The organism is Streptomyces sp. TRM68416, from assembly GCF_014596915.1.
GTDB lineage: Bacteria > Actinomycetota > Actinomycetes > Streptomycetales > Streptomycetaceae > Streptomyces.
In genome coordinates, this window is the sequence record NZ_JACVWU010000024.1 from 56,647 (window position 1) to 76,213 (window position 19,567).

At 72.3% G+C, this 19,567-nt stretch carries 15 protein-coding genes; 10 read left to right on the forward strand and 5 right to left on the reverse strand.

Annotated elements, in window-relative coordinates:
* The first annotated feature begins 45 nt into the window (after nt 1-45).
* Nucleotides 46-711: a PepSY domain-containing protein gene (locus ICC28_RS31640; protein ID WP_188292207.1), complete on the forward strand. Its 666-nt coding sequence runs from the start codon at nt 46-48 to the stop codon at nt 709-711.
* Nucleotides 712-1,043: 332 nt separating this feature from the next.
* On the opposite strand, the gene meaB is transcribed toward ICC28_RS31640, so the two are convergent.
* On the reverse strand, nt 1,044-2,000 hold the full coding sequence (gene meaB / locus ICC28_RS31645; protein WP_188292208.1) for a methylmalonyl Co-A mutase-associated GTPase MeaB: 957 nt from the start codon (nt 1,998-2,000) through the stop codon (nt 1,044-1,046).
* Between the two features lie 42 nt (nt 2,001-2,042).
* Entirely contained in the window at nt 2,043-3,236 is a 1,194-nt protein-coding gene (locus tag ICC28_RS31650) for an acetyl-CoA C-acetyltransferase (protein WP_188292209.1), read from the reverse strand.
* A gap of 147 nt (nt 3,237-3,383) precedes the next feature.
* Between ICC28_RS31650 and mce the strand changes: the two genes are divergently transcribed.
* The 7 genes from mce to ICC28_RS31685 all read left to right on the forward strand — a co-directional run bounded on the left by mce (nt 3,384) and on the right by ICC28_RS31685 (nt 13,203).
* Entirely contained in the window at nt 3,384-3,824 is a 441-nt protein-coding gene (mce, locus tag ICC28_RS31655; protein WP_188292210.1) for a methylmalonyl-CoA epimerase, read from the forward strand.
* A gap of 271 nt (nt 3,825-4,095) precedes the next feature.
* The gene (gene scy / locus ICC28_RS31660) at nt 4,096-8,043 is read left to right on the forward strand and encodes a polarized growth protein Scy (RefSeq protein ID WP_188292211.1); all 3,948 of its coding nucleotides are present in this window, start codon (nt 4,096-4,098) and stop codon (nt 8,041-8,043) included.
* Between the two features lie 183 nt (nt 8,044-8,226).
* A complete protein-coding gene (locus ICC28_RS31665; RefSeq protein WP_188292212.1) occupies nt 8,227-9,162 on the forward strand; it encodes a cellulose-binding protein in 936 nt (311 codons plus the stop codon).
* An 85-nt stretch (nt 9,163-9,247) separates the two neighbouring features.
* The gene (locus ICC28_RS31670) at nt 9,248-10,201 is read left to right on the forward strand and encodes an ABC transporter ATP-binding protein (protein ID WP_188292213.1); all 954 of its coding nucleotides are present in this window, start codon (nt 9,248-9,250) and stop codon (nt 10,199-10,201) included.
* Nucleotides 10,202-10,203: 2 nt separating this feature from the next.
* Nucleotides 10,204-10,974, forward strand: coding sequence for an ABC transporter permease (locus ICC28_RS31675; RefSeq protein WP_188292214.1), 771 nt, complete (start codon nt 10,204-10,206; stop codon nt 10,972-10,974).
* A 133-nt stretch (nt 10,975-11,107) separates the two neighbouring features.
* Nucleotides 11,108-12,334, forward strand: a complete 1,227-nt coding sequence (locus ICC28_RS31680; protein WP_188292215.1) for an ATP-binding cassette domain-containing protein — start codon at nt 11,108-11,110, stop codon at nt 12,332-12,334.
* Complete coding sequence (locus tag ICC28_RS31685) at nt 12,331-13,203, forward strand: ABC transporter permease (protein ID WP_188292216.1); 873 nt, start codon at nt 12,331-12,333, stop codon at nt 13,201-13,203. The genes ICC28_RS31680 and ICC28_RS31685 overlap by 4 nt, the downstream gene beginning before the upstream one ends.
* A 4-nt stretch (nt 13,204-13,207) precedes the next feature.
* Here the strand turns inward: ICC28_RS31685 and ICC28_RS31690 are convergent, their stop codons facing one another.
* Nucleotides 13,208-13,549 carry an ATP/GTP-binding protein gene (locus ICC28_RS31690; protein WP_188292217.1) on the reverse strand — a complete coding sequence of 114 codons (342 nt, stop codon included), beginning with the start codon at nt 13,547-13,549 and terminating at the stop codon, nt 13,208-13,210.
* 222 nt (nt 13,550-13,771) lie between these two features.
* On the opposite strand from ICC28_RS31690, the gene ICC28_RS31695 reads away from it, so the two are divergent.
* Nucleotides 13,772-14,800 (forward strand): LLM class flavin-dependent oxidoreductase, encoded by a 1,029-nt coding sequence (locus ICC28_RS31695; RefSeq protein ID WP_188292218.1) that lies wholly within the window; start codon nt 13,772-13,774, stop codon nt 14,798-14,800.
* Nucleotides 14,801-14,884: 84 nt separating this feature from the next.
* Here the strand turns inward: ICC28_RS31695 and ICC28_RS31700 are convergent, their stop codons facing one another.
* Nucleotides 14,885-15,277 carry an SCO5389 family protein gene (locus ICC28_RS31700; protein WP_188292219.1) on the reverse strand — a complete coding sequence of 131 codons (393 nt, stop codon included), beginning with the start codon at nt 15,275-15,277 and terminating at the stop codon, nt 14,885-14,887.
* 309 nt (nt 15,278-15,586) lie between these two features.
* Here ICC28_RS31700 and nucS point away from each other — a divergent pair, with 309 nt between their 5' ends.
* Nucleotides 15,587-16,258 (forward strand): endonuclease NucS, encoded by a 672-nt coding sequence (gene nucS, locus ICC28_RS31705; RefSeq protein ID WP_188292220.1) that lies wholly within the window; start codon nt 15,587-15,589, stop codon nt 16,256-16,258.
* A 550-nt stretch (nt 16,259-16,808) separates the two neighbouring features.
* Here the strand turns inward: nucS and ICC28_RS31710 are convergent.
* The gene (locus tag ICC28_RS31710; protein WP_188292221.1) at nt 16,809-19,349 is read right to left on the reverse strand and encodes an ATP-binding protein; all 2,541 of its coding nucleotides are present in this window, start codon (nt 19,347-19,349) and stop codon (nt 16,809-16,811) included.
* Nucleotides 19,350-19,567: the final 218 nt, after the last annotated feature.

The window sequence follows — 19,567 nt, forward strand, 5'->3', positions numbered from 1 at the left end:
CAGCGTGGTGGTCGTCGAAAGCGACCGAACTCCTTGGAGGACCTCATGAAGCGCAACCTCGTCATCGCCACCGTCGCCGTGGCCGCCCTCGCGGGCGGCGGCACCGCGGTCGCCCTCGCGAACGGCGACGACGACGCGCGGACCGCGACACCTACGACGACCACGGTGCACGACGGCAAGGACGACGACCGCGGTGACGACCGTGGCGACGACCGCGACGACCGCGACGACGTGACCGGGACGCGCACCGCGAAGGTGACGAAGGTGACCGTCGCCCAGGCGATCGAGGCGGCCCTGGAGTCCCGGCCGGGCACGGTCGTCTCCGTCGACCTCGACGACGACCGGGACGACGACGGCGACTTCCGTGGCTGGGAGGTCGACGTGCTCGGCCGGGGGACCACCTCGTACACCGTCCAGGTGGACGCGGCGACGGGCAAGGTTGTCGGCACGCAGACCGACCGTGACGACGCGGACGACGTCAACGAGGCGCGCGCCGCCCTGAAGGGGACGAGCGTGGATGCCCGCGAGGCCGCCGACGCCGTCGCCCCGAAGGGCACGGTGACCGACGTCGACCTGGACGACGACGGCCGCTCGGCGGTGTGGAGCGTGGAGACGCCCCAGGGCGAGTGGAAGGTCGACGCCCACACGGGCAAGGTCACCCAGGACCACGACGACAGGAACGGCGACGACCACGACGGCGACGACGACTGACGCTCCCGCCAGCCGAGGGGTACGGGCACCCCCGTACCCCTGCGCAGCACTTCCGCCGCGCCGTCGACGCCGGGGCCAAGGCGGGCGCGGCGGTCGCGGCGGTCGCGGCCGTGCCGGCCGGACGGCTGCCAGGACCCCGCCCGGACCCGCGACTCGGCCGACGCGGCCTCGTCGGCGATGAGGTACGCGGTGGTGATCGCCGGCGCCACGAAGACCCCGGCGACGGCCGCGGCCACCGCGCCGAGCCCCGCGGCCGGTCCCGCACCGAGCAGGGCCGGCCCGCGGCGCCGGTCCGCCCGTCGTCCGGCGTCGGGGCCGAGGCGGCTGTCGTGTCAGGCCTGGGTCAGGCCCTCGACCAGCTCGTCCGCGGCCCGGTACGGGTCGAGTTCGCCGGCCACGATGCGCTCCGCGAGCGCGCTGAGGCGGCGGTCGCCGTGGAGGTCGCCGATGCGTTCGCGCAGGGCGGTGACCGCGATGGTCTCCACCTCGCGGGCGGCGCGGGCACGGCGGCGCTCGGTGAGGACGCCCCGCTCCTCCATCCAGGCCCGGTGCTTCTCCAGGGCCTCGACGACCTCGTCGACGCCCTCGGCGCGCGCGGCGACCGTTTTCACGATGGGCGGGCGCCAGTCGCCGGGGCCACGGGACTCGCCGAGGCCGAGCATGTGGTTCAGCTCGCGGGCGGTGGCGTCGGCGCCGTCCCGGTCCGCCTTGTTGACGACGTACACATCGCCGATCTCCAGGATTCCGGCCTTGGCCGCCTGGATGCCGTCGCCCATGCCGGGGGCGAGGAGGACGACGGAGGTGTCCGCCTGGGAGGCGATCTCCACCTCCGACTGGCCGACGCCGACCGTCTCGACCAGGATCACGTCGCAGCCCGCCGCGTCCAGGACGCGGATGGCCTGCGGGGCGGCCCAGGCGAGGCCGCCGAGGTGGCCGCGGGTCGCCATCGAGCGGATGTAGACGCCGGGGTCGGAGGCGTGCTCCGACATCCGGACCCGGTCGCCGAGCAGCGCGCCGCCGGAGAAGGGCGAGGACGGGTCGACGGCGAGGACGCCGACCCGCCTGCCCTGTTTGCGGTAGGCCGTGACCAGGGCCGAGGTGGAGGTGGACTTGCCGACGCCGGGCGAGCCCGTCAGGCCCACGACGTACGCGTTGCCGGTCAGCGGGGCCAGTGCCGCCATGACCTCCCTGAGCTGCGGGGACGCCCCCTCCACCAGGGAGATCAGCCGGGCCACGGCCCGCGGCCGGCCTTCCCTGGCCTGGGCCACCAGTGTGGAGACGTCCTGCATCACAGCTCCGTTCGCGTAGAGAAAGCGCCTGAGAGAGTCCGGTCAGGCCTTGGGTACCCGCACGATCAGCGCGTCACCCTGACCGCCGCCACCGCACAGGGCGGCCGCGCCGACACCGCCGCCGCGCCGCTTCAGCTCCAGGGCGAGGTGCAGCACGAGACGCGCGCCGGACATGCCGATCGGGTGGCCGAGGGCGATGGCACCGCCGTTGACGTTCACCCTTTCCGTGGACACCCCGAGGTCCTTCATTGACTGCACCGCTACGGCGGCGAAGGCCTCGTTGATCTCGATCAGGTCGAGGTCGGAGACCTCCAGGCCCTCCTTCTTCAGGGCGTGCAGGATGGCGTTGGACGGCTGCGACTGGAGGCTGCTGTCGGGGCCTGCCACATTGCCGTGGGCGCCGATCTCCGCGATCCACTCCAGGCCCAGCTCCTGCGCCTTGGCCTTGCTCATCACGACGACCGCGGCTGCGCCGTCGGAGATCTGGGACGCCGTACCGGCGGTGATGGTGCCGTCCTTGGAGAAGGCCGGGCGCAGCTTGCCCAGGGACTCCGCGGTGGTCTCGGCGCGGATGCCCTCGTCCTTGCTGAAGACGACCGGCTCGCCCTTGCGCTGCGGGATCTCCACCGGGGTGATCTCGGCCTCGAAGATGCCGTTCTTCTGGGCGGCGGCGGCGCGCTGGTGGGACAGGGCGGCAATCTCGTCCTGCACCTCGCGGCCGATGCCGAGCCTGGTGTTGTGCTTCTCGGTCGACTCGCCCATGGGGATGTTCTCCCACGGGTCGGTCAGGCCGTCGTAGGCCATGGCGTCGATCATCTGCACCGCGCCGTACTTGAAGCCCTCGCGGGACTTCGGCAGCAGGTGGGGGGCGTTGGTCATGGACTCCTGACCGCCGGCGACGATCACGTCGAACTCGCCCGCGCGGATCAGCTGGTCGGCGAGTGCGATCGCGTCGAGGCCGGACAGGCAGACCTTGTTGACGGTGAGCGCCGGGACGTTCATCGGGATGCCGGCCTTGACGGCGGCCTGGCGGGCCGGGATCTGACCGGCGCCGGCCTGGAGGACCTGGCCCATGATCACGTACTGCACCTGGTCGCCGCCGATTCCCGCACGGTCGAGGGCGGCCTTGATCGCGAAGCCGCCGAGGTCGGCTCCGGAGAAGGACTTGAGCGAGCCGAGCAGTCGTCCCATGGGCGTCCGAGCGCCCGCGACGATCACCGAAGTTGCGGAAGACATGTCGTGCGATCCCCTTCCAGCCTGCACAGCCGAGGAGTGAACGAGGGTTTACTTCGAATGTACTGATGGCACTCCGTGCCGTCACCGGGCTGTCGGTGTGATCGCTGGCACGTTGCGTAACCACCTCCGGAGCGCTGCACTAGCAGCATGCTGACGCGAATCGACCACATCGGGATCGCCTGCTTCGACCTCGACAAGACCGTCGAGTTCTACCGGGCCACCTACGGCTTCGAGGTGTTCCACTCCGAGGTCAACGAGGAGCAGGGCGTGCGCGAGGCCATGCTCAAGATCAACGATACGTCCGACGGCGGCGCCTCCTACCTCCAGCTCCTGGAACCGACCCGCGAGGACTCCACCGTCGCGAAGTGGCTCGCCAAGAACGGCGAGGGCGTGCACCACATCGCCTTCGGTACGGCGGACGTCGACGGGGAGGCCGCGGAGATCAGGGGCAAGGGCGTACGCGTCCTGTACGAAGAGCCGCGACGCGGTTCCATGGGGTCACGGATCACCTTCCTGCATCCCAAGGATTGCCACGGTGTACTGACAGAACTCGTCACTTCGGCGCCGGTTGAGTCACCTGAGCACTGACCCTCGTACATATGGGCCGGTAGGGTTGGGGGCGGTCGTCGCTCTTGCACGGGCGACCTGGTCCTGTCGTCAAAGGTAGCGCCTGCCCTTCGGGCGGACGACGCCACCTTTGACGACAGGACCACCGGGGTCCGGGTTTCGGGGGACGAGCGTCGGGGCAGCAGCCCATGCTCCGCCGTTGATCTGACACCATTCCCCGGGGGCCCCGTTCGGCGGATGGACGGAGCTCGTATGGAGAGACTTGCGACCAGGGGACGGATGGGACCGCGCAGTGCGGGGCTACGAACGCCAGGAGCGAGAGCCGGCGGCTGACGTCGATCACCTCTCTCGGTTCGAGGCCGAGATGGATCGGCTCAAGACCGAGCGGGAAAAGGCGATCCAGCACGCCGAGGACCTCGGCTACCAGGTCGAGGTGCTGCGCGCCAAGCTGCACGAGGCGCGGCGCACCATCATGTCCCGGCCCGACTTCGGCGGCGGTGACATCGGCTACCAGGCCGAACAACTCCTGCGGAACGCGCAGATCCAGGCCGACCAGCTCCGGCAGGACGCCGAGCGGGAGCTGAGCCAGGCCCGCGCCCAGACACAGCGCATCCTCCAGGAGCACGCCGAGCAGGCCGCGCGCCTCCAGGCGGAGCTGCACCAGGAGGCGGTCACCCGCCGCCAGCAGCTCGACCAGGAGCTGGCCGAGCGCCGCCAGACCGTCGAGAGCCACGTCAACGAGAACGTCGCCTGGGCCGAGCAACTGCGTGCCCGCAGCGAGGCCCAGGCCCGGCGGCTCCTCGACGAGTCCCGCGCCGAGGCCGAGCAGGCGATGGCCGCGGCCCGCGCCGAGGCCGAGCGGCTGACCACGGAGGCCCGCCAGCGCCTGCAGAGCGACGCCGAGGCCGCCCGCGCCGAGGCCGAGCAACTGCTGCGGCGGGCCCGCGCCGACGCCGATCGGCTGCTGAACGCCGCCTCCACCCAGGCCCAGGAGGCCACCGACCACGCCGAGCAACTGCGCAGCTCCACGGCGTCCGAGTCGGACGCGGCCCGCCGTCAGGCGCAGGAGCTGAGCCGCTCCGCCGAGCAGCGGATGGCCGAGGCCGAGGAGGCGCTGCGCAAGGCGCAGTCCGAGTCGGAGAAGCTGCTGGCCGAGGCCAAGGAGGCCGCCGCCAAGACGCTGGCGAGCGCCGAGTCGGCCAACGAGCAGCGCACGCGTACGGCAAAGGAGCAGGTCGCCCGGCTGGTCAGCGAGGCCACCAAGGAGGCCGAGGCCACCAAGGCGGAGGCCGAGCAGCTCGTCGTGGACGCCCGCGCCGAGGCCGAGAAGCTGCTGGCGACGGCCGCCGAGAAGGCGCGCACGATCACCGCCGAGGAGAGCGCGACCCAGCTGTCGAAGGCGGCCAAGACCGCCGAGGACGTCCTCAACAAGGCGCAGGAGGACGCGCAGAACACCACCAAGGCCGCGGCCGAGGAGGCCGAGCGGATCCGCCGGGAGGCGGAGGCCGAGGCGGACCGGCTGCGGGCCGAGGCGCACGACATCGCCGAGCAGCTCAAGGGCGCGGCGAAGGACGACACCAAGGAGTACCGCGCCAAGACGGTCGAGCTGCAGGAGGAGGCCCGTCGGCTGCGCGGCGAGGCCGAGCAGCTGCGTGCCGACGCGGTCGCCGAGGGCGAGAAGATCCGCGCGGAGGCCCGCAAGGAGGCCGTCCAGCAGATCGAGGAGGCGGCCAAGACCGCCGAGGAGCTGCTCTCCAAGGCCAAGGCGGACGCGGACGAGCTGCGGCAGAGCGCGACGGCGGACAGCGAGAAGGTCCGCACCGAGGCCATCGAGCGGGCCACCACGCTGCGCCGGCAGGCCGAGGAGACGCTGGAGCGCACCCGCCAGGAGGCGGAGCGGCACCGCGCCGAGGCCGTCGAGCAGGCGGAGGGCATCAGGTCCGAGGCCGAGCGGGCCGCGCGCGAGCTGCGCGAGGAGACCGAGCAGGCCCTGGAGGCCCGCCGCAGCGAGGCCGCCGAGGAGTTGACCCGGCTCCAGGCGGAGGCGGAGCAGCGGCTGGCCGCCGCCGAGCAGGCGCTGACCGACGCCCGGGAGGAGGCCGCGCGGATCCGCCGGGAGGCCGCCGAGGAGGCCGAGCGGCTGCGCACGGAGTCCGCCGAGCGGATCCGTACGCTCCAGCAGCAGGCGGAGGAGGAGGCCGAGCGGCTGCGCACGGAGGCCGCCGCGGACGCGTCCGCCTCCCGCGCGGAGGGCGAGGCCGTCGCCGTACGCCTGCGGTCGGAGGCCGCGGCCGAGGCCGAGCGGCTGAAGTCGGAGGCTCAGGAGAGCGCCGACCGGGTGCGTGCCGAGGCGCAGGCCGCCGCCGAGCGTCTTGCGACCGAGGCGTCGGAGACGCTGGCCGCCGCCCAGGAGGAGGCCGCCCGGCGCCGCCGCGAGGCCGAGGAGACGCTGGGTTCGGCCCGGCAGGAGGCCGACCAGGAGCGCGAGCGGGCCCGCGAGCAGAGCGAGGAGCTGCTGGCCTCGGCGCGCAAGCGCGTGGAGGAGGCGCAGGCCGAGGCGGTCCGGCTGGTCGAGGAGGCCGACCGGCGCGCCACCGAGATGGTGTCGGCCGCCGAGCAGCACGCCCAGCAGGTGCGCGACTCGGTCGCGGGGCTGCACGAGCAGGCCCAGGAGGAGATCCAGGGGCTGCGCAGCGCCGCCGAGCACGCGGCGGAGCGCACCCGGCGCGAGGCCGAGGAGGAGGCGGACCGGGTCCGCGGCGACGCGTACGCCGAGCGGGAGCGGGCCTCGGAGGACGCGGGCCGGGTCCGGCGCGAGGCGGCGGAGGAGTCCGAGGCGGCCAAGGCGCTGGCCGAGCGTACGGTGTCGGAGGCGATCGCGGAGGCGGAGCGGCTGCGGTCGGACGCCTCCGAGCACGCCCAGCGGGTGCGTACGCAGGCCTCGGACACCCTGGCCGAGGCGGACCAGGCGGCGGCGCGGACCCGGGCGGACGCCCGTGAGGACGCCAACCGCATCCGCTCGGACGCGGCGACGCAGGCGGACACCCTCATCACCGAGGCGCGTTCGGAGGCGGAGCGGCTCACCACGGAGACGGTCGCGGAGACCGACCGGCTGCGGTCGGAGACGGTCGCCGAGGCGGAGCGGCTGCGGTCCGAGACGGTCGCCGAGGCCGAGCGGGTGCGCGGCGAGGCGGCCGAGGAGGCCGAGCGGACCCGGTCCGAGGCCGTGGCCAAGGCCGACAGGCTGCTCGCGGAGGCCACCGGCGACGCGGAGCGGCTGCGCGCCGAGGCCGCCGAGACGGTGAACTCCGCGCAGCAGCACGCCGAGCGGATCCGCGGCGAGTCGGAGCGGGTGAAGGCGGACGCGCTGGCGGAGGCCGAGCGGGTGACCGCGGCCGCCCGCGAGGAGGCCGAGCACACCCTCGACGAGGCCCGCAAGGACGCCAACAAGCGGCGTTCGGAGGCGGCCGAGCAGGTCGACACGCTCATCACGGAGACCACGGCCGAGGCCGACAAGCTGCTCACCGAGGCGCAGAAGCAGGCGCTGAAGACCACCGCGGACGCGGAGTCGCAGGCCGACACGATGGTCGGCGCGGCCCGCAAGGAGGCCGACCGGCTGGTCGCGGAGGCGACGGTCGAGGGCAACTCCCTGGTGGAGAAGGCCCGTACGGACGCGGACGAGCTGCTGGTCGGTGCCCGTCGGGACGCGACCGCCATAAGGGAGCGCGCGGAGGAGCTGCGCGACCGCATCACCGGCGAGATCGAGGAGCTGCACGAGCGGGCCCGTCGCGAGGCCGCGGAGACGATGAAGTCGACCGGCGACCGCTGCGACGCGCTCATCAAGGCCGCCGAGGAGCAGTTGGCCAAGGCGCAGGCGAAGGCCAAGGAGCTCGTCTCGGAGGCCAACTCCGAGGCCGGCAAGGTCCGTATCGCCGCGGTGAAGAAGGCCGAGGGGCTCCTGAAGGAGGCCGAGCAGAAGAAGTCCTCGCTCATCAAGGAGGCCGAGGAGCTCCGGGCCGAGGCGATCCGCGAGGCGAAGCGCACGGTCGAGGAGGGCAAGCGCGAGCTGGAGGTGCTGGTCCGGCGGCGCGAGGACATCAACGCGGAGATCTCCCGTGTCCAGGACGTCCTGGAGGCGTTGGAGTCATTCGAGGCCCCGTCGGCGGGCAAGGACGGCGGCGTCAAGGCGGGCGCCACGGTCGGAGCCCCTCGTTCGGGTGGCAAGGCGTCGGACGGCTAGCGGACCGGTTGGATTCCGGTGTCGTCTGGGGCCTTTGACCAAGTTTTTGGCAAGCCGTCCTCCGCTACGCCACTCAAAAGGGGTGTCATTCTCCAGATCAAACACGTATCCGCTCGATGACACACCGCTTCGGCCCCTAGGATTCCCCCTATCACCTCACCGGTCTCATTCGACAGGAACCCCATGAGCGACACTTCCCCCTACGGCTTCGAGCTTGTGCGGCGTGGGTACGACCGCGCTCAGGTGGACGAACGGATCTCCAAGCTCGTCTCCGACCGTGACAGCGCTCTCGCCCGCATCACCGCTCTGGAAAAGCGCATCGAGGAGCTCCACCTCGAAACGCAGAACGCCCAGGCCCAGGTCACCGACGCGGAGCCGTCGTACGCCGGTCTCGGCGCGCGCGTGGAGAAGATCCTCCGCCTCGCCGAGGAGGAGGCCAAGGATCTGCGAGAGGAGGCCCGGCGCGCCGCCGAGCAGCACCGCGAACTCGCCGAGTCGGCGGCCCAGCAGGTCCGCAACGACGCAGAATCGTTCGCGGCGGAGCGCAAGGCCAAGGCGGAGGACGAGGGCGTCCGGATCGTCGAGAAGGCCAAGAGCGACGCCTCCCAGCTCCGCTCCGAGGCCCAGAAGGACGCGCAGTCCAAGCGCGAGGAGGCCGACGCCCTCTTCGAGGAGACCCGCGCCAAGGCCGCGCAGGCCGCCGCGGACTTCGAGACCAACCTGGCCAAGCGCCGCGAGCAGTCCGAGCGCGACCTGGCCTCGCGTCAGCAGAAGGCCGAGAAGCGCCTGGCGGAGATCGAGCACCGCGCGGAGCAGCTCCGCCTGGAGGCCGAGAAGCTGCGCACCGACGCCGAGCGCCGCGCCCGCCAGACGGTGGAGACCGCGCAGCGCCAGGCCGAGGACATCGTGGCCGACGCCAACGCCAAGGCCGACCGCATCCGTTCGGAATCCGAGCGTGAGCTCGCCGCGCTGACCAACCGCCGCGACTCGATCAACGCCCAGCTGACGAACGTGCGCGAGATGCTGGCAACGCTCACCGGTGCCGCCGTGGCCGCCGCGGGCACGCCGACCGAGGACGAGCCGATCTCCCGTGGGGTGCCGGCGCAGCAGTCCCGGTAACGATCGGGCGTACAGCCGCTGAACACCTGCAAAGCCCTCTGCCGCAGAAGTGGCAGAGGGCTTTGTCCCGTTTTAGCGTGTCCGCATGATCGAGGTCGAGGGGCTGACGAAGCGGTACGGCGAGAAGGTGGCGGTCAACAACCTCACCTTCACCGTCAGACCCGGCATCGTGACCGGGTTCCTCGGTCCCAACGGGGCCGGCAAGTCGACGACCATGCGGATGATGCTCGGCCTGGACCGGCCGACGGCCGGTGACGTCCTGATCGACGGCAGGCACTACGACCGTCTGAAGGACCCGCTGACGTACATCGGGGCGCTGCTGGACGCGAAGGCCGTGCACGGCGGTCGCAGCGCCTACCACCATCTGCTGTGCCTCGCACAGAGCAACGGCATCCCCCGCGCGCGGGTCGACGAGGTCCTCGACACCGTCGGGCTGACCGCCGTTGCGAAGAAGAAGGCAAAGGGCTTCTCGCTCGGCATGGGCCAGCGGCTGGGCATCGCGGGCGCGCTGCTCGGCGATCCGCGGATCCTGATGTTCGACGAGCCGGTCAACGGCCTCGACCCCGAGGGCATCCACTGGATCCGCAATCTGATGAAATCGCTCGCGGCGCAGGGCCGGACCGTGTTCGTGTCGAGTCACCTGATGAGCGAGATGGCGCTGACCGCGGACCACCTCGTCGTGATCGGCCAGGGCAGGCTGCTCGCGGACACCTCCATGGCCGACTTCATCGCCCGCAACTCGCGTTCCTACGTCCGTATCCGCACCCCGCAGCGCGAACGGCTGCTGGACGTGCTGCACGAGGCCGGGATCACGGTCGTGCAGACGGGCAGCGGCGTGCTGGAGGTCGACGGCGGCAAGTCGGAGCGGATCGGCGAGCTGGCCGCGCAGGCCCAGATCGTGCTGCACGAGCTGAGTCCGCAGCAGGCCTCCCTGGAGGAGGCGTTCATGCAGTTGACCGCGGGGTCGGTGGAGTACCACGCGCACACCGACACACCGCCCGGGTCGCAGCCCTGGGGCGACGACTGGAAGGGGAACTGACCATGGCCACGACCCAGGTCGTCCGCTCCGAGTGGACCAAGATCCGGTCGGTGGCGTCGACGGTGTGGACGCTCTCCCTCGCGGTGGTCGTCACGATCGCCGTCGGCATGCTGATCTCGGCCCTGGCGAAGAACGAGTTCGACAACCTGGACCGGGCCGGCCGGCTCTCCTTCGACCCGACCTTCGTCAGCTTCGCCGGCATGAGCCTCGGCCAGCTCGCGATGATCGTGTTCGGGGTGCTGGTGGTGTCCAACGAGTACAGCACCGGCATGATCCGCACCTCGCTGGCGGCCGTGCCGCAGCGCGGCTCGTTCCTCTTCAGCAAGATCGCGGTGGCCGCCGGGCTGGCCCTGGCGGTCGGTCTGGTCACCAGCTTCGCGGCGTTCTTCCTGGGCCAGGCGATGCTCGGCGACCTCGGTGTGTCCCTGTCCGACCCCGGGGTACTGCGCGCGGTCATCGGCGGCGGCCTCTACATGACCCTGATCGCGATGTTCTCGATGGGGGTCGCCACGATGCTGCGCTCGCCGATGCTCTCGCTGGGCATCCTGATGCCGTTCTTCTTCCTCGTCTCCACCATCCTCGGCAACGTCTCCGCCACCAAGAAGATCGGCCGCTACCTCCCCGACCAGGCCGGCAGCAAGATCATGCAGGTCGTCACCCCGACCGACAACGACACCCCCTACGGCCCCTGGGGCGGTCTGGGCATCATGAGCCTGTGGGTGCTCGCGGCCCTGGCGGGCGGCTATGTGCTGCTGAAGAAGCGGGACGCCTGAGCGCTCCGCCGGACGGTCTGAGCGTTTCGTGATTTTGCTGTGCCTTGAAGGGAACCGTCAGCGCCCGGTTATCCTCCTAACCCTTACGGGGGCGTGTGCCCCGCTGTCCTGAACCTTTCGATGGGTGCGGAGCATGATCGAGGCTGTCGGCCTGACCAAGCGCTATGGCGACAAGACCGCTGTGTACAACCTTTCCTTCCAGGTGCGGCCGGGTTCCGTGACCGGCTTCCTGGGGCCCAACGGCTCCGGCAAGTCGACGACGATGCGGATGATCCTTGGCCTGGACAACCCGAGCTCGGGGCAGGTGACGATCGGCGGCTACCCGTACCGCAAGCTGCCGAACGCCCCCCGCCAGGTGGGTGCCCTGCTGGACGCCAAGGCCGTGCACGGCGGCCGGACCGCCCGCAACCACCTGCTGAGCCTCGCGCAGCTGTCCGGCATCCCGGCCCGCCGGGTGGACGAGGTGCTGGGCGTCGTCGGGCTCCAGGACGTGGCGCGCAGGCGCTCCAAGGGCTTCTCCCTCGGCATGGGGCAGCGTCTCGGCATCGCCGGCGCGCTGCTCGGCGACCCGCAGGTGCTGCTGTTCGACGAGCCGGTCAACGGCCTCGACCCCGAGGGCATCCTCTGGGTCCGCAACCTGATGAAATCGCTCGCCGCCGAGGGCCGTACGGTCTTCGTCTCCTCTCACCTGATGAGCGAGATGGCGCTGACCGCCGACCACCTGATCGTGATCGGGCGCGGGCAGCTGCTCGCCGACATGAGCGTGCAGGACTTCATCGCGGCGAACTCGGCGGGCTTCGCGCGGGTGCGCACGCCCGACACCGAGCCGGAGCTGCGCGAGAAGCTGTCCACGGCGCTGGCCGAGGCGGGCGGACACGTGCTGCCCGAGCAGGACGGCGCGCTGCGTGTGACGGGGCTGCCGCTGCCGCGGATCAGCGACATCGCGCACGACACGGACGTACGGCTGTGGGAGCTGTCACCGCACCAGGCCTCGCTGGAGGAGGCGTACATGCGGATGACGCAGGGCGCCGTCGACTACCGCTCCACGGCCGACCAGAAGGCGGGGCTCCAGCAGCCGCTGCCGCCCGGCGCGCAGCCGCCGATGCCGGTCCCGGGGCAGGGCCAGCCCGGCTGGTACGCCCCGCCGTCGCCGCAGCAGGGCGGGCAGCCCTTCGCGATGCCGCAGGGACAGCCGCCACAGGGCCCGTACGGCGCCCCGGCGGCGCCCGGTGCCGCCCCGGCCGCCCCCGCCGCTCCCGGGGCCGCAGAGGCGAACCCGTACGCCCAGCCGCCCACTCCCCCGGCCGCCCCCGCCACCGCCCCCGCCGTCGACACGACCAAGCCCGAGGACGCCCGATGAGCACGCCCCAGCCCCCGATGCCGCAGGCCGCCGCACCGAACTGGCAGGCGGAGTCCGGCGCTTCCTGTCCCGCTTACACCTCGCCGATCCCGGTGGTGCGCACGCACCTCGGGCATGCCATCGCCTCGGAGTGGACGAAGATCAAGTCGGTGCGCTCCACGATGTGGACGCTCGGCGTGTTCGTCCTGCTCGTCGTCGGCATCGGCCTCGGCGCCGCTGCGCTGATCGCCGCCAACGCCTCCGAGTCCGACCTGGCGAGCGAGAATCCGCTGTCGTTCGGCTTCTTCGGACTGCTGCTCGGCACCATGCCCATCATCACGCTGGGCGTGCTGACCACCGCCTCGGAGTACGGCACCGGCATGATCCGGACCACGATGACCGCGTGCCCGTCCCGCGGGCGGGTGCTGGCGGCGAAGTCGATCGTGTTCTTCACGGTCGCGTTCGTCGTCACGCTGGTCTCGGCGCTGCTCGTCGCCCTCGCGGACGTGGCCATGCTGGACGGCGCGCGGGAGCCGAGCAACGAGGAGTGGCTGAAGGGCACGGTCGGCATCTCGCTCTACATCGCGCTGCTCGGCCTGCTCTCGCTCGTGATCGGCTCGATCATCCGGCACTCGGCGGGCGCCATCACCATCATGATCGGCGTGGTGCTGGCCCCGCTGGTCGTCGCGCTGTTCATGTTCTCGGAGTCCCTCCGGGACCTGCAGCAGGCCCTGTTCGAGTACTCCATCCCGAACCAGCTCGGCATCTTCTACGACAACTCCCTCAGCGATTCCGGCCCGACCGGCTGGGACCCGCTGTGGATCATGATCGGCGTGACGGCGGCCGCGTTCGCCGGGGCGTACGCGCTGCTGCAGAGCCGGGACGTGTGACCGGCTAGAACTTCGGCGCGTTACGGGACCGCTGCACCCTTGTGGTGCGGCGGTCCTTCGCGTTCCAGCAGGCCTTGTGCCAGTGGCGGCGGTCGTCGACGCCCGAGTGGTCGGGCCAGGCCACGACGTGCGGGACGCCGTCGGGGATCATCTGGTCGCAGCCGGGGCAGCGGTACGACTTGCCCTGCGCGCTCGCGCCCGCCACGTGCCGCACGTTCCAGTCCTCGCCCCGCCAGTGCTCCGAGGACTGCCAGCCGCCGTAGCGACCGGGGCGGTCGTCCTCCGCGCTCCGGCCGGACGAGATCGACGCACCGGTGGCCTTGGGGCGGTTGCGACGCGGGGACACAGGACACCTCACGGGGCTATACAGGAAGCAGGGGCCGTGTCCAGCCTACGCGGCACGGACAGGGGTAGGCGTAGGGCACCAAACGCCACAAGTCCCCTTCCGATAGGCCTCATTCTGCAGACAATCCGCAAATTACTCCGTCAGGCCGTGTCCTCGGCACGTGTCAGACGGTTATGCCGCGTGGGGGAGCTCCGCGTCGGAGCCAAGGAAGCAGGAAAAGCAATGCGCGTTGGAAGTTTCGTGTTGGCGGCCCAGTTCCCGGGCCAGGGGCAGGGGGAGGCGCTGCACCGCGCGGTCCGCTCGGCCGAGGTCGCGGAAGAGGCGGGGCTCGACTCGGTCTGGCTGGCCGAGCACCACTTCGTGCCGTACGGCACCTGCCCGTCCGCGATCACCCTGGCGGCGTTACTGCTCGGCCGCACCCGCCGGATCCGGGTCGGTACGGCCGTCAGCGTGCTGCCGACCGCCCATCCGGTGAGCCTCGGCGAGCAGGCCGCGCTGCTGCACGTGACGAGCGGCGGACGCTTCTCGCTGGGCGTCGGGCGCGGCGGGCCGTGGGTCGACCTGGAGGTGTTCGGCTCCGGCCTCGAGGCCTACGAGCAGGGGTTCCCGGAATCACTCGATCTGCTGGTGCGCTGGCTGCGCGAACCGTCGGTCGCCGCCGACGGGGACCGCTACGCCTTCCGCGAGGTGCCCGTCGTCCCCAGGCCCTCGGAGTGCCTGACGGAGGCCGCCGGACCCGAGGTCGTCCTCGCGTGCACGTCCCCGAGGAGCGTACGGATGGCGGCCGAGCGGGGGCTGCCGATGCTGCTGGGGATGCACGTGGGCGACGAGGAGAAGGCCGAGATGGTCGCCCTGTGGCGGGAGCACGCCCGCGCCGCGGGGCGGTCGGCGGAGGAGATCCGCGCGGCCGCCCATGTCTCGGCGGGCGTCTGCCAGATCGCCGACCGGCGTACGGAGGCCGCGGAGACCCTGCTGAAGGCGATGCCGGGATGGCTGCGGCAGGGCCTGGAGGCCCATGTGACGGTCGACGGACGCCACCGGGCGATGCGGGACCCGCTGGCGTACACCGAACTGCTCTGCGGGCTGCACCCGGTGGGCACACCCCGGCTCTGCGCCGACCGGCTCGCGGCGACGAGCGAGCGGACCGGCATCACCCGCTTCGCCCTGCTGGTCGAGGGCTCGGGCGAACTGGCGGCGACGGAGGAGAACGTACGACGGCTCGGCGCCGAAGTGCTGCCGCACCTCGGCTGAACCGCCCTGCCCGGCCGGAGGCTTGCCGCCCCACTGGTCATGCACCTCCCGCATAGGGAGCGGCAAGCTAGCGGCTCACGGGCGTCAGCAGTCCCTGAACTCCGGGGACTGGTTCAGCAGCTGGTTGCGCACCGAGGTGAACCGGGCGAGCGTCTCGTCGACCGAGGGGTCGAGCGGGAACACCGCCACGCGGTGGCAGTTCTGGAACGCCAGCCGGACACCGAAGTGCCGCTGCAGAGCCCCGCGTATCGCGTCACTCGCGAGTGCACGCAGCAGCTGACCACGCGCCTGCTCGTCCGGCGGGGGCGTCTGGTTGTCGGCGAACTCTCCACCGTCGACCTTCAGCTGAGCCACCAGGGAGCTGATCATCTCCCATGCGTAGGGCAGGGAGGTCCGGACGCAGTCGACGAAGGCAGCTTCGTCGACCTCGCCTCGCTCGGCCTGTTCCAATAGGGCCGGTGAGACGTCGAGCGACATGAGTTCTCCTCTCGCACCCCCGAACAACAGGGGTTGCCGGACAGGGGTAGGGAGCTCACGGCGCCGACACGCTGCGTGCACACGCCGCGACCTCCTGTTCTTCTACGGTAGGCAACGGACCGTGACGGCACCAGGAGAATGCGTACATGGGGCGGTCCGGATGTGCTCACAATCGGCCACAACCGAACATCGGTCGTCTGTGGTGATCCAGGACAAGCAGGGCGGCCTGTGAGGGCCCGGTTGAGGGTGAGCAGGGCGACGGGAGGGCGAATCGCGTCCGGGTGCGCCCGTCGAGTAGCGTTGCCGACCATGCGTCTCGTCATTGCCCGGTGCTCCGTCGACTACGCGGGCCGGCTCACCGCCCATCTCCCGTCCGCTCCCCGCCTGATCCTGGTCAAGGCGGACGGCAGCGTCTCCATCCACGCGGACGACCGGGCCTACAAGCCCCTGAACTGGATGTCGCCGCCGTGTTCTCTGAAGGAGGGCGACGGCGAGCAGCAGGACGTCTGGACCGTCACCAACAAGGCGGGCGAGAAGCTCATCATCACGATGGAGGAGATCCTCCACGACTCCTCGCATGAACTGGGCGTCGATCCTGGCCTGATCAAGGACGGCGTGGAAGCGCACCTCCAGGAGCTGCTCGCCGACCGCATCGAAACGCTCGGCGAGGGCTATACGTTGATCCGCCGCGAGTACATGACCGCCATCGGGCCGGTCGACATCCTGTGCCGGGACGCCGAGGGGCAGACCGTGGCGGTCGAGATCAAGCGGCGCGGCGAGATCGACGGTGTCGAGCAACTCACCCGCTACCTGGAACTCCTCAACCGCGACCCGCACCTCGCCCCGGTCCGCGGCATCTTCGCCGCCCAGGAGATCAAGCCCCAGGCCCGCGTCCTGGCCACCGACCGCGGCATCGGCTGCACCGTCCTCGACTACGACGCCCTCCGCGGCATCGAGGACGACAAACTGCGCCTGTTCTGACCCCCGCCGCCGCCGACGGAGAGGGCCGCGTCCGCCCAACGGCCCCCGGCCCTCCCACGTACCGAACCACCTCACCCCAACTACCGCCCCCACGCGGGACACCCCACCCGGAACTGCCGGGCGCACCCGCCCCGACCGGCTCCGGGCCCCGGCGAGGCACCCGCCTCGGCCACCCCGCCCACCGGCGCAACCCACAAGCCCCCGGAGCCCAGTCCGCCGCCCGCATGGCGGTCACATGTCAGACGGCGTGATCGGAGCCGCCGGGCCGGCCCGCCCCCGGCACCCCGGAGAACGGGCCGCCGACCACGCAACAACCCGGCCCTCTATGCCGCCCCCGCGCGGGACACCCCCGCCCGGAGCCGCCGGGCGCACCCGCCTCGCCCCCCGGGGCACCGGCGAACCCGCCCGTCGAGCCCCAGGGTCCAGCCCACCGCCCGCACGAGATGTCCCGGCCGCCCGCGAGACGGCCCGGCCGGAGTCGCCGGGCGCACCCGCCTCGCCCCGGCGCCCCGGAGTGCAGGCCGTCGACCGGGCGGCTTGTGGTGGGCGGTCAGATGACTTGGTCGGAGCTGGTGGGGGAGGCCGCGTTGGTGGTTTCCGGGGCGTCGGCGGAGCTGGTGGTGTCGGTGGGGCCGCCGGCCGAGTCGGAGGTGGTGGGGGTGGACTCCGTCTCCGACGGCGGGTCGGTGGGGGTTTCCGTCGGGGTCTCGGTCGGGGGCCTGGTCGTCTCCGTCGGCGGCTTGGAGGTTTCCGTCGGCGGCTTCGAGGACGTGGGCGGCTTGGACGACGTAGGCGGCTTTGAGGAGGAACTCGGAGGCTTCGACGGGGAGTTCGAAGGGGTGCCCGGCGCGTCGGAGCCGCTCGGGTCGTCGGACGGCCGGGCGGAGTCCGTCGGGGTCGGGTCGTCGGAGGTGCCGTACGTCCCGTCCGGGCCCGGGTCCGTCGGACGGCTCGTCGCCGTACCGGTGTCGCCGGAGTTCTTGTCGTCCTCCACCCGGTCGGCGCCGAGGCTGTCGTCGCCGGAGCCCTGGCTGGCGGACGGGTTGACGCCCACCCGGTCGGACGGCGGCGTGCCGTCGTTGTCGGAGGTGGCGCCGAGGGTCACCACGGTGCCGAGCACAGCCACGAGCATCGCGCCCGCGCCGGCCGCCACGAGGTTGCGCTTGGCGAACCCCTTCAGCCCGCTCCCCGCCTTGCGCGACGGTCCCGGGGCCGAGGTGCGGTGGACGACGAAGGTGGAGTTGTCCGCGGCCGGCCCGCGCGGCGCGAAGGCCGGCACACCGCCGGGCGGGGACTGCGACTCCTCGTGGCGCGCGTCGGGCACCTCCTCGCCGGAGGTCGAGGCGGCCCCGGCCGGTACGCCGACGCCGGGGGTGTCGCCCGCCCGGTCGGCGACCAGCGCCAGCGCACGGCGGCCGGCGACGGTGCCGCGCTTGTCGGCGAGGGCGCCGCGCAGGCCGATGGAGGCCTCCAGTTCGGCGCGGGCCCGGTCGAGCTGTCCGCCGCAGAGCGCGAGGACACCCAGCTCGTGCTGGAAGTAGGCCTGTTCGCCGACGTCCCCGGCGAGCCGGGAGGCCTCGGTGCCGAACCTGAGCGTCCGTTCCCAGGCGCTCCAGTGCAGTCCCGCGGCGAACGCGGGGGCCGCCGTGCGGGCGAGCGCCACCGTGGCGCTCTCCTCCCCCTCGGCGGGCGGGGAGGTGCCCGGCACGAGCACGGCGAGGGCGGCGAGCACGGCGTCCGCCTCGGCGCACACCCGCTCGGGGGTGACCGAGGGGTGGCCGGCCCACCAGGCGTAGTGCCGGGCGGCGGCCAGGGCCCGGTCCTCGACGTCGTCGGTGTATCCGGCGGCCTCCAGCTGGGTCAGCACACCGGCCGCGAGCCGGTAGCGGGCGCCGACCGGGGAGACCAGTCCGCTCGCGGCCAGCTCGCCGAGGGCGGCGTCCGCGTGGGTGTCGCCGACGAGGGCGGGCAGATGGGCCTGGTGGGGCACCTCGCCGCCGAGCGCCACGGCGAAGCGCAGGGTGGCACGGGCGGAGGCGCTCAGCCGGGAGGCGAGCAGCGGGGCGGGCGCGGCCGCCTCGCCGAGGGCCGGCAGGGGTATCTCCTCGACGTCCTCGGGGTCGAAGGGCGCGTCGACCGGCAGGGCGTCCTCGAAGACGCCGAACTCGTCCACGGCTCCGGCCCCGGCCCGCAGCTGGTCGCGCTGGCGCAGCAGTGCGCCGGCCTGGACGAAGCGCAGCGGCAGGCCCTCGGACTCGAACCAGAGGTCGCCGGCCCAGTTGGTCTCGTCCTCGGTGAGAGGGCGGCCGACGGCGTGTTCCAGCAGGTCAAGGCCCGCGGCGCGGTCCAGGCCGTCGAGGAGGACCTCCTCCAGGGGGGAGTCGGCGGACGGGGCGGGCACGTCGGGGGTGGCGCCGAACAGGAAGGCGCACTCGGGGGTGGCGTCGAGCAGCTCGTCGAGCGCGGTCCCGCCGAACTCCAGGTCGTCGACGACCACGACCGCGCCGATCTCCCGGAGGCAGGCGAGCAGTTCGTCCCGTTCCGGGCGGTGCAGGGGGGCGTCGTAGACGGCGTAGAAGAGGTCGTGCAGCAGGTCGTCGGCCGTGCGGTGGAAGCCGTTCAGGCGGACGACGCCGTCGGGGGCGAGGTCCGCGCAGTCCTCGGCGACGAGGTCGAGGAGGCTGGTGCGGCCGGATCCGGCGGGGCCGGTGAGGCGTACCGAGCGGCCGCGGGCGAGCAGCCGGACGAGACGCTCGCGGTCGTCCTGGCGGGCCAGCAGCGGCAGGGCGGGGCCGCCGGGGCCGGCCGGTACGGGCGGCTTGGCCGCGCGGTCGGCCTCGGCGCGGGCGGCCGGGGTGAGCTTCGCGGGCCGGGTCGGCCGTTCCCCGGGCGGGCAGTTCTCGATCTCGCTGCCGTCGACGGGGTTGACGGTGAGCAGGAAGTCGCCCGAGACGAGCTGGACGGTGCGGGCCAGTGCGGGCGCGTGCTGTCCGAAGTCGGGTGTGAGGGGGTCCCTGGGCGGGCGCGGACGTGGCGGGTCGCCGCCGCCGTTCTGGCCGTACTCCGCAGGTTCCCGGTTGTTCGGGTCCATAGGTTTCAAGCCCCCCAAAAGCGTCGTGTGCCGTGGTTCCCGGCCCCTCCCGGCCTGCTGCACACTGCGCTGTCGCTTCTGGTCCGGGCCCGCTCGAAGGGTTGTCACGCAGCGGGCGACCGAACCCTAAACCTTCGCACAGTATCTCCGACAGGGCGGGGTACCGCGCCGTCCGAGACATCACAGTCTCGTGAGAATTGCGCGCGACGCGCGTTTCG

Coding starts and splice junctions, on each gene's coding strand:
- ICC28_RS31640 (WP_188292207.1), top strand. CDS start 46: ATGAAGCGCAACCTCGTCATCGCCACCGTCGCCGTGGCCGCCCTCGCG.
- meaB (WP_188292208.1), bottom strand. CDS start 2,000: ATGCAGGACGTCTCCACACTGGTGGCCCAGGCCAGGGAAGGCCGGCCG.
- ICC28_RS31650 (WP_188292209.1), bottom strand. CDS start 3,236: ATGTCTTCCGCAACTTCGGTGATCGTCGCGGGCGCTCGGACGCCCATG.
- mce (WP_188292210.1), top strand. CDS start 3,384: ATGCTGACGCGAATCGACCACATCGGGATCGCCTGCTTCGACCTCGAC.
- ICC28_RS31665 (WP_188292212.1), top strand. CDS start 8,227: ATGAGCGACACTTCCCCCTACGGCTTCGAGCTTGTGCGGCGTGGGTAC.
- ICC28_RS31670 (WP_188292213.1), top strand. CDS start 9,248: ATGATCGAGGTCGAGGGGCTGACGAAGCGGTACGGCGAGAAGGTGGCG.
- ICC28_RS31675 (WP_188292214.1), top strand. CDS start 10,204: ATGGCCACGACCCAGGTCGTCCGCTCCGAGTGGACCAAGATCCGGTCG.
- ICC28_RS31680 (WP_188292215.1), top strand. CDS start 11,108: ATGATCGAGGCTGTCGGCCTGACCAAGCGCTATGGCGACAAGACCGCT.
- ICC28_RS31685 (WP_188292216.1), top strand. CDS start 12,331: ATGAGCACGCCCCAGCCCCCGATGCCGCAGGCCGCCGCACCGAACTGG.
- ICC28_RS31695 (WP_188292218.1), top strand. CDS start 13,772: ATGCGCGTTGGAAGTTTCGTGTTGGCGGCCCAGTTCCCGGGCCAGGGG.
- ICC28_RS31700 (WP_188292219.1), bottom strand. CDS start 15,277: ATGTCGCTCGACGTCTCACCGGCCCTATTGGAACAGGCCGAGCGAGGC.
- nucS (WP_188292220.1), top strand. CDS start 15,587: ATGCGTCTCGTCATTGCCCGGTGCTCCGTCGACTACGCGGGCCGGCTC.
- ICC28_RS31710 (WP_188292221.1), bottom strand. CDS start 19,349: ATGGACCCGAACAACCGGGAACCTGCGGAGTACGGCCAGAACGGCGGC.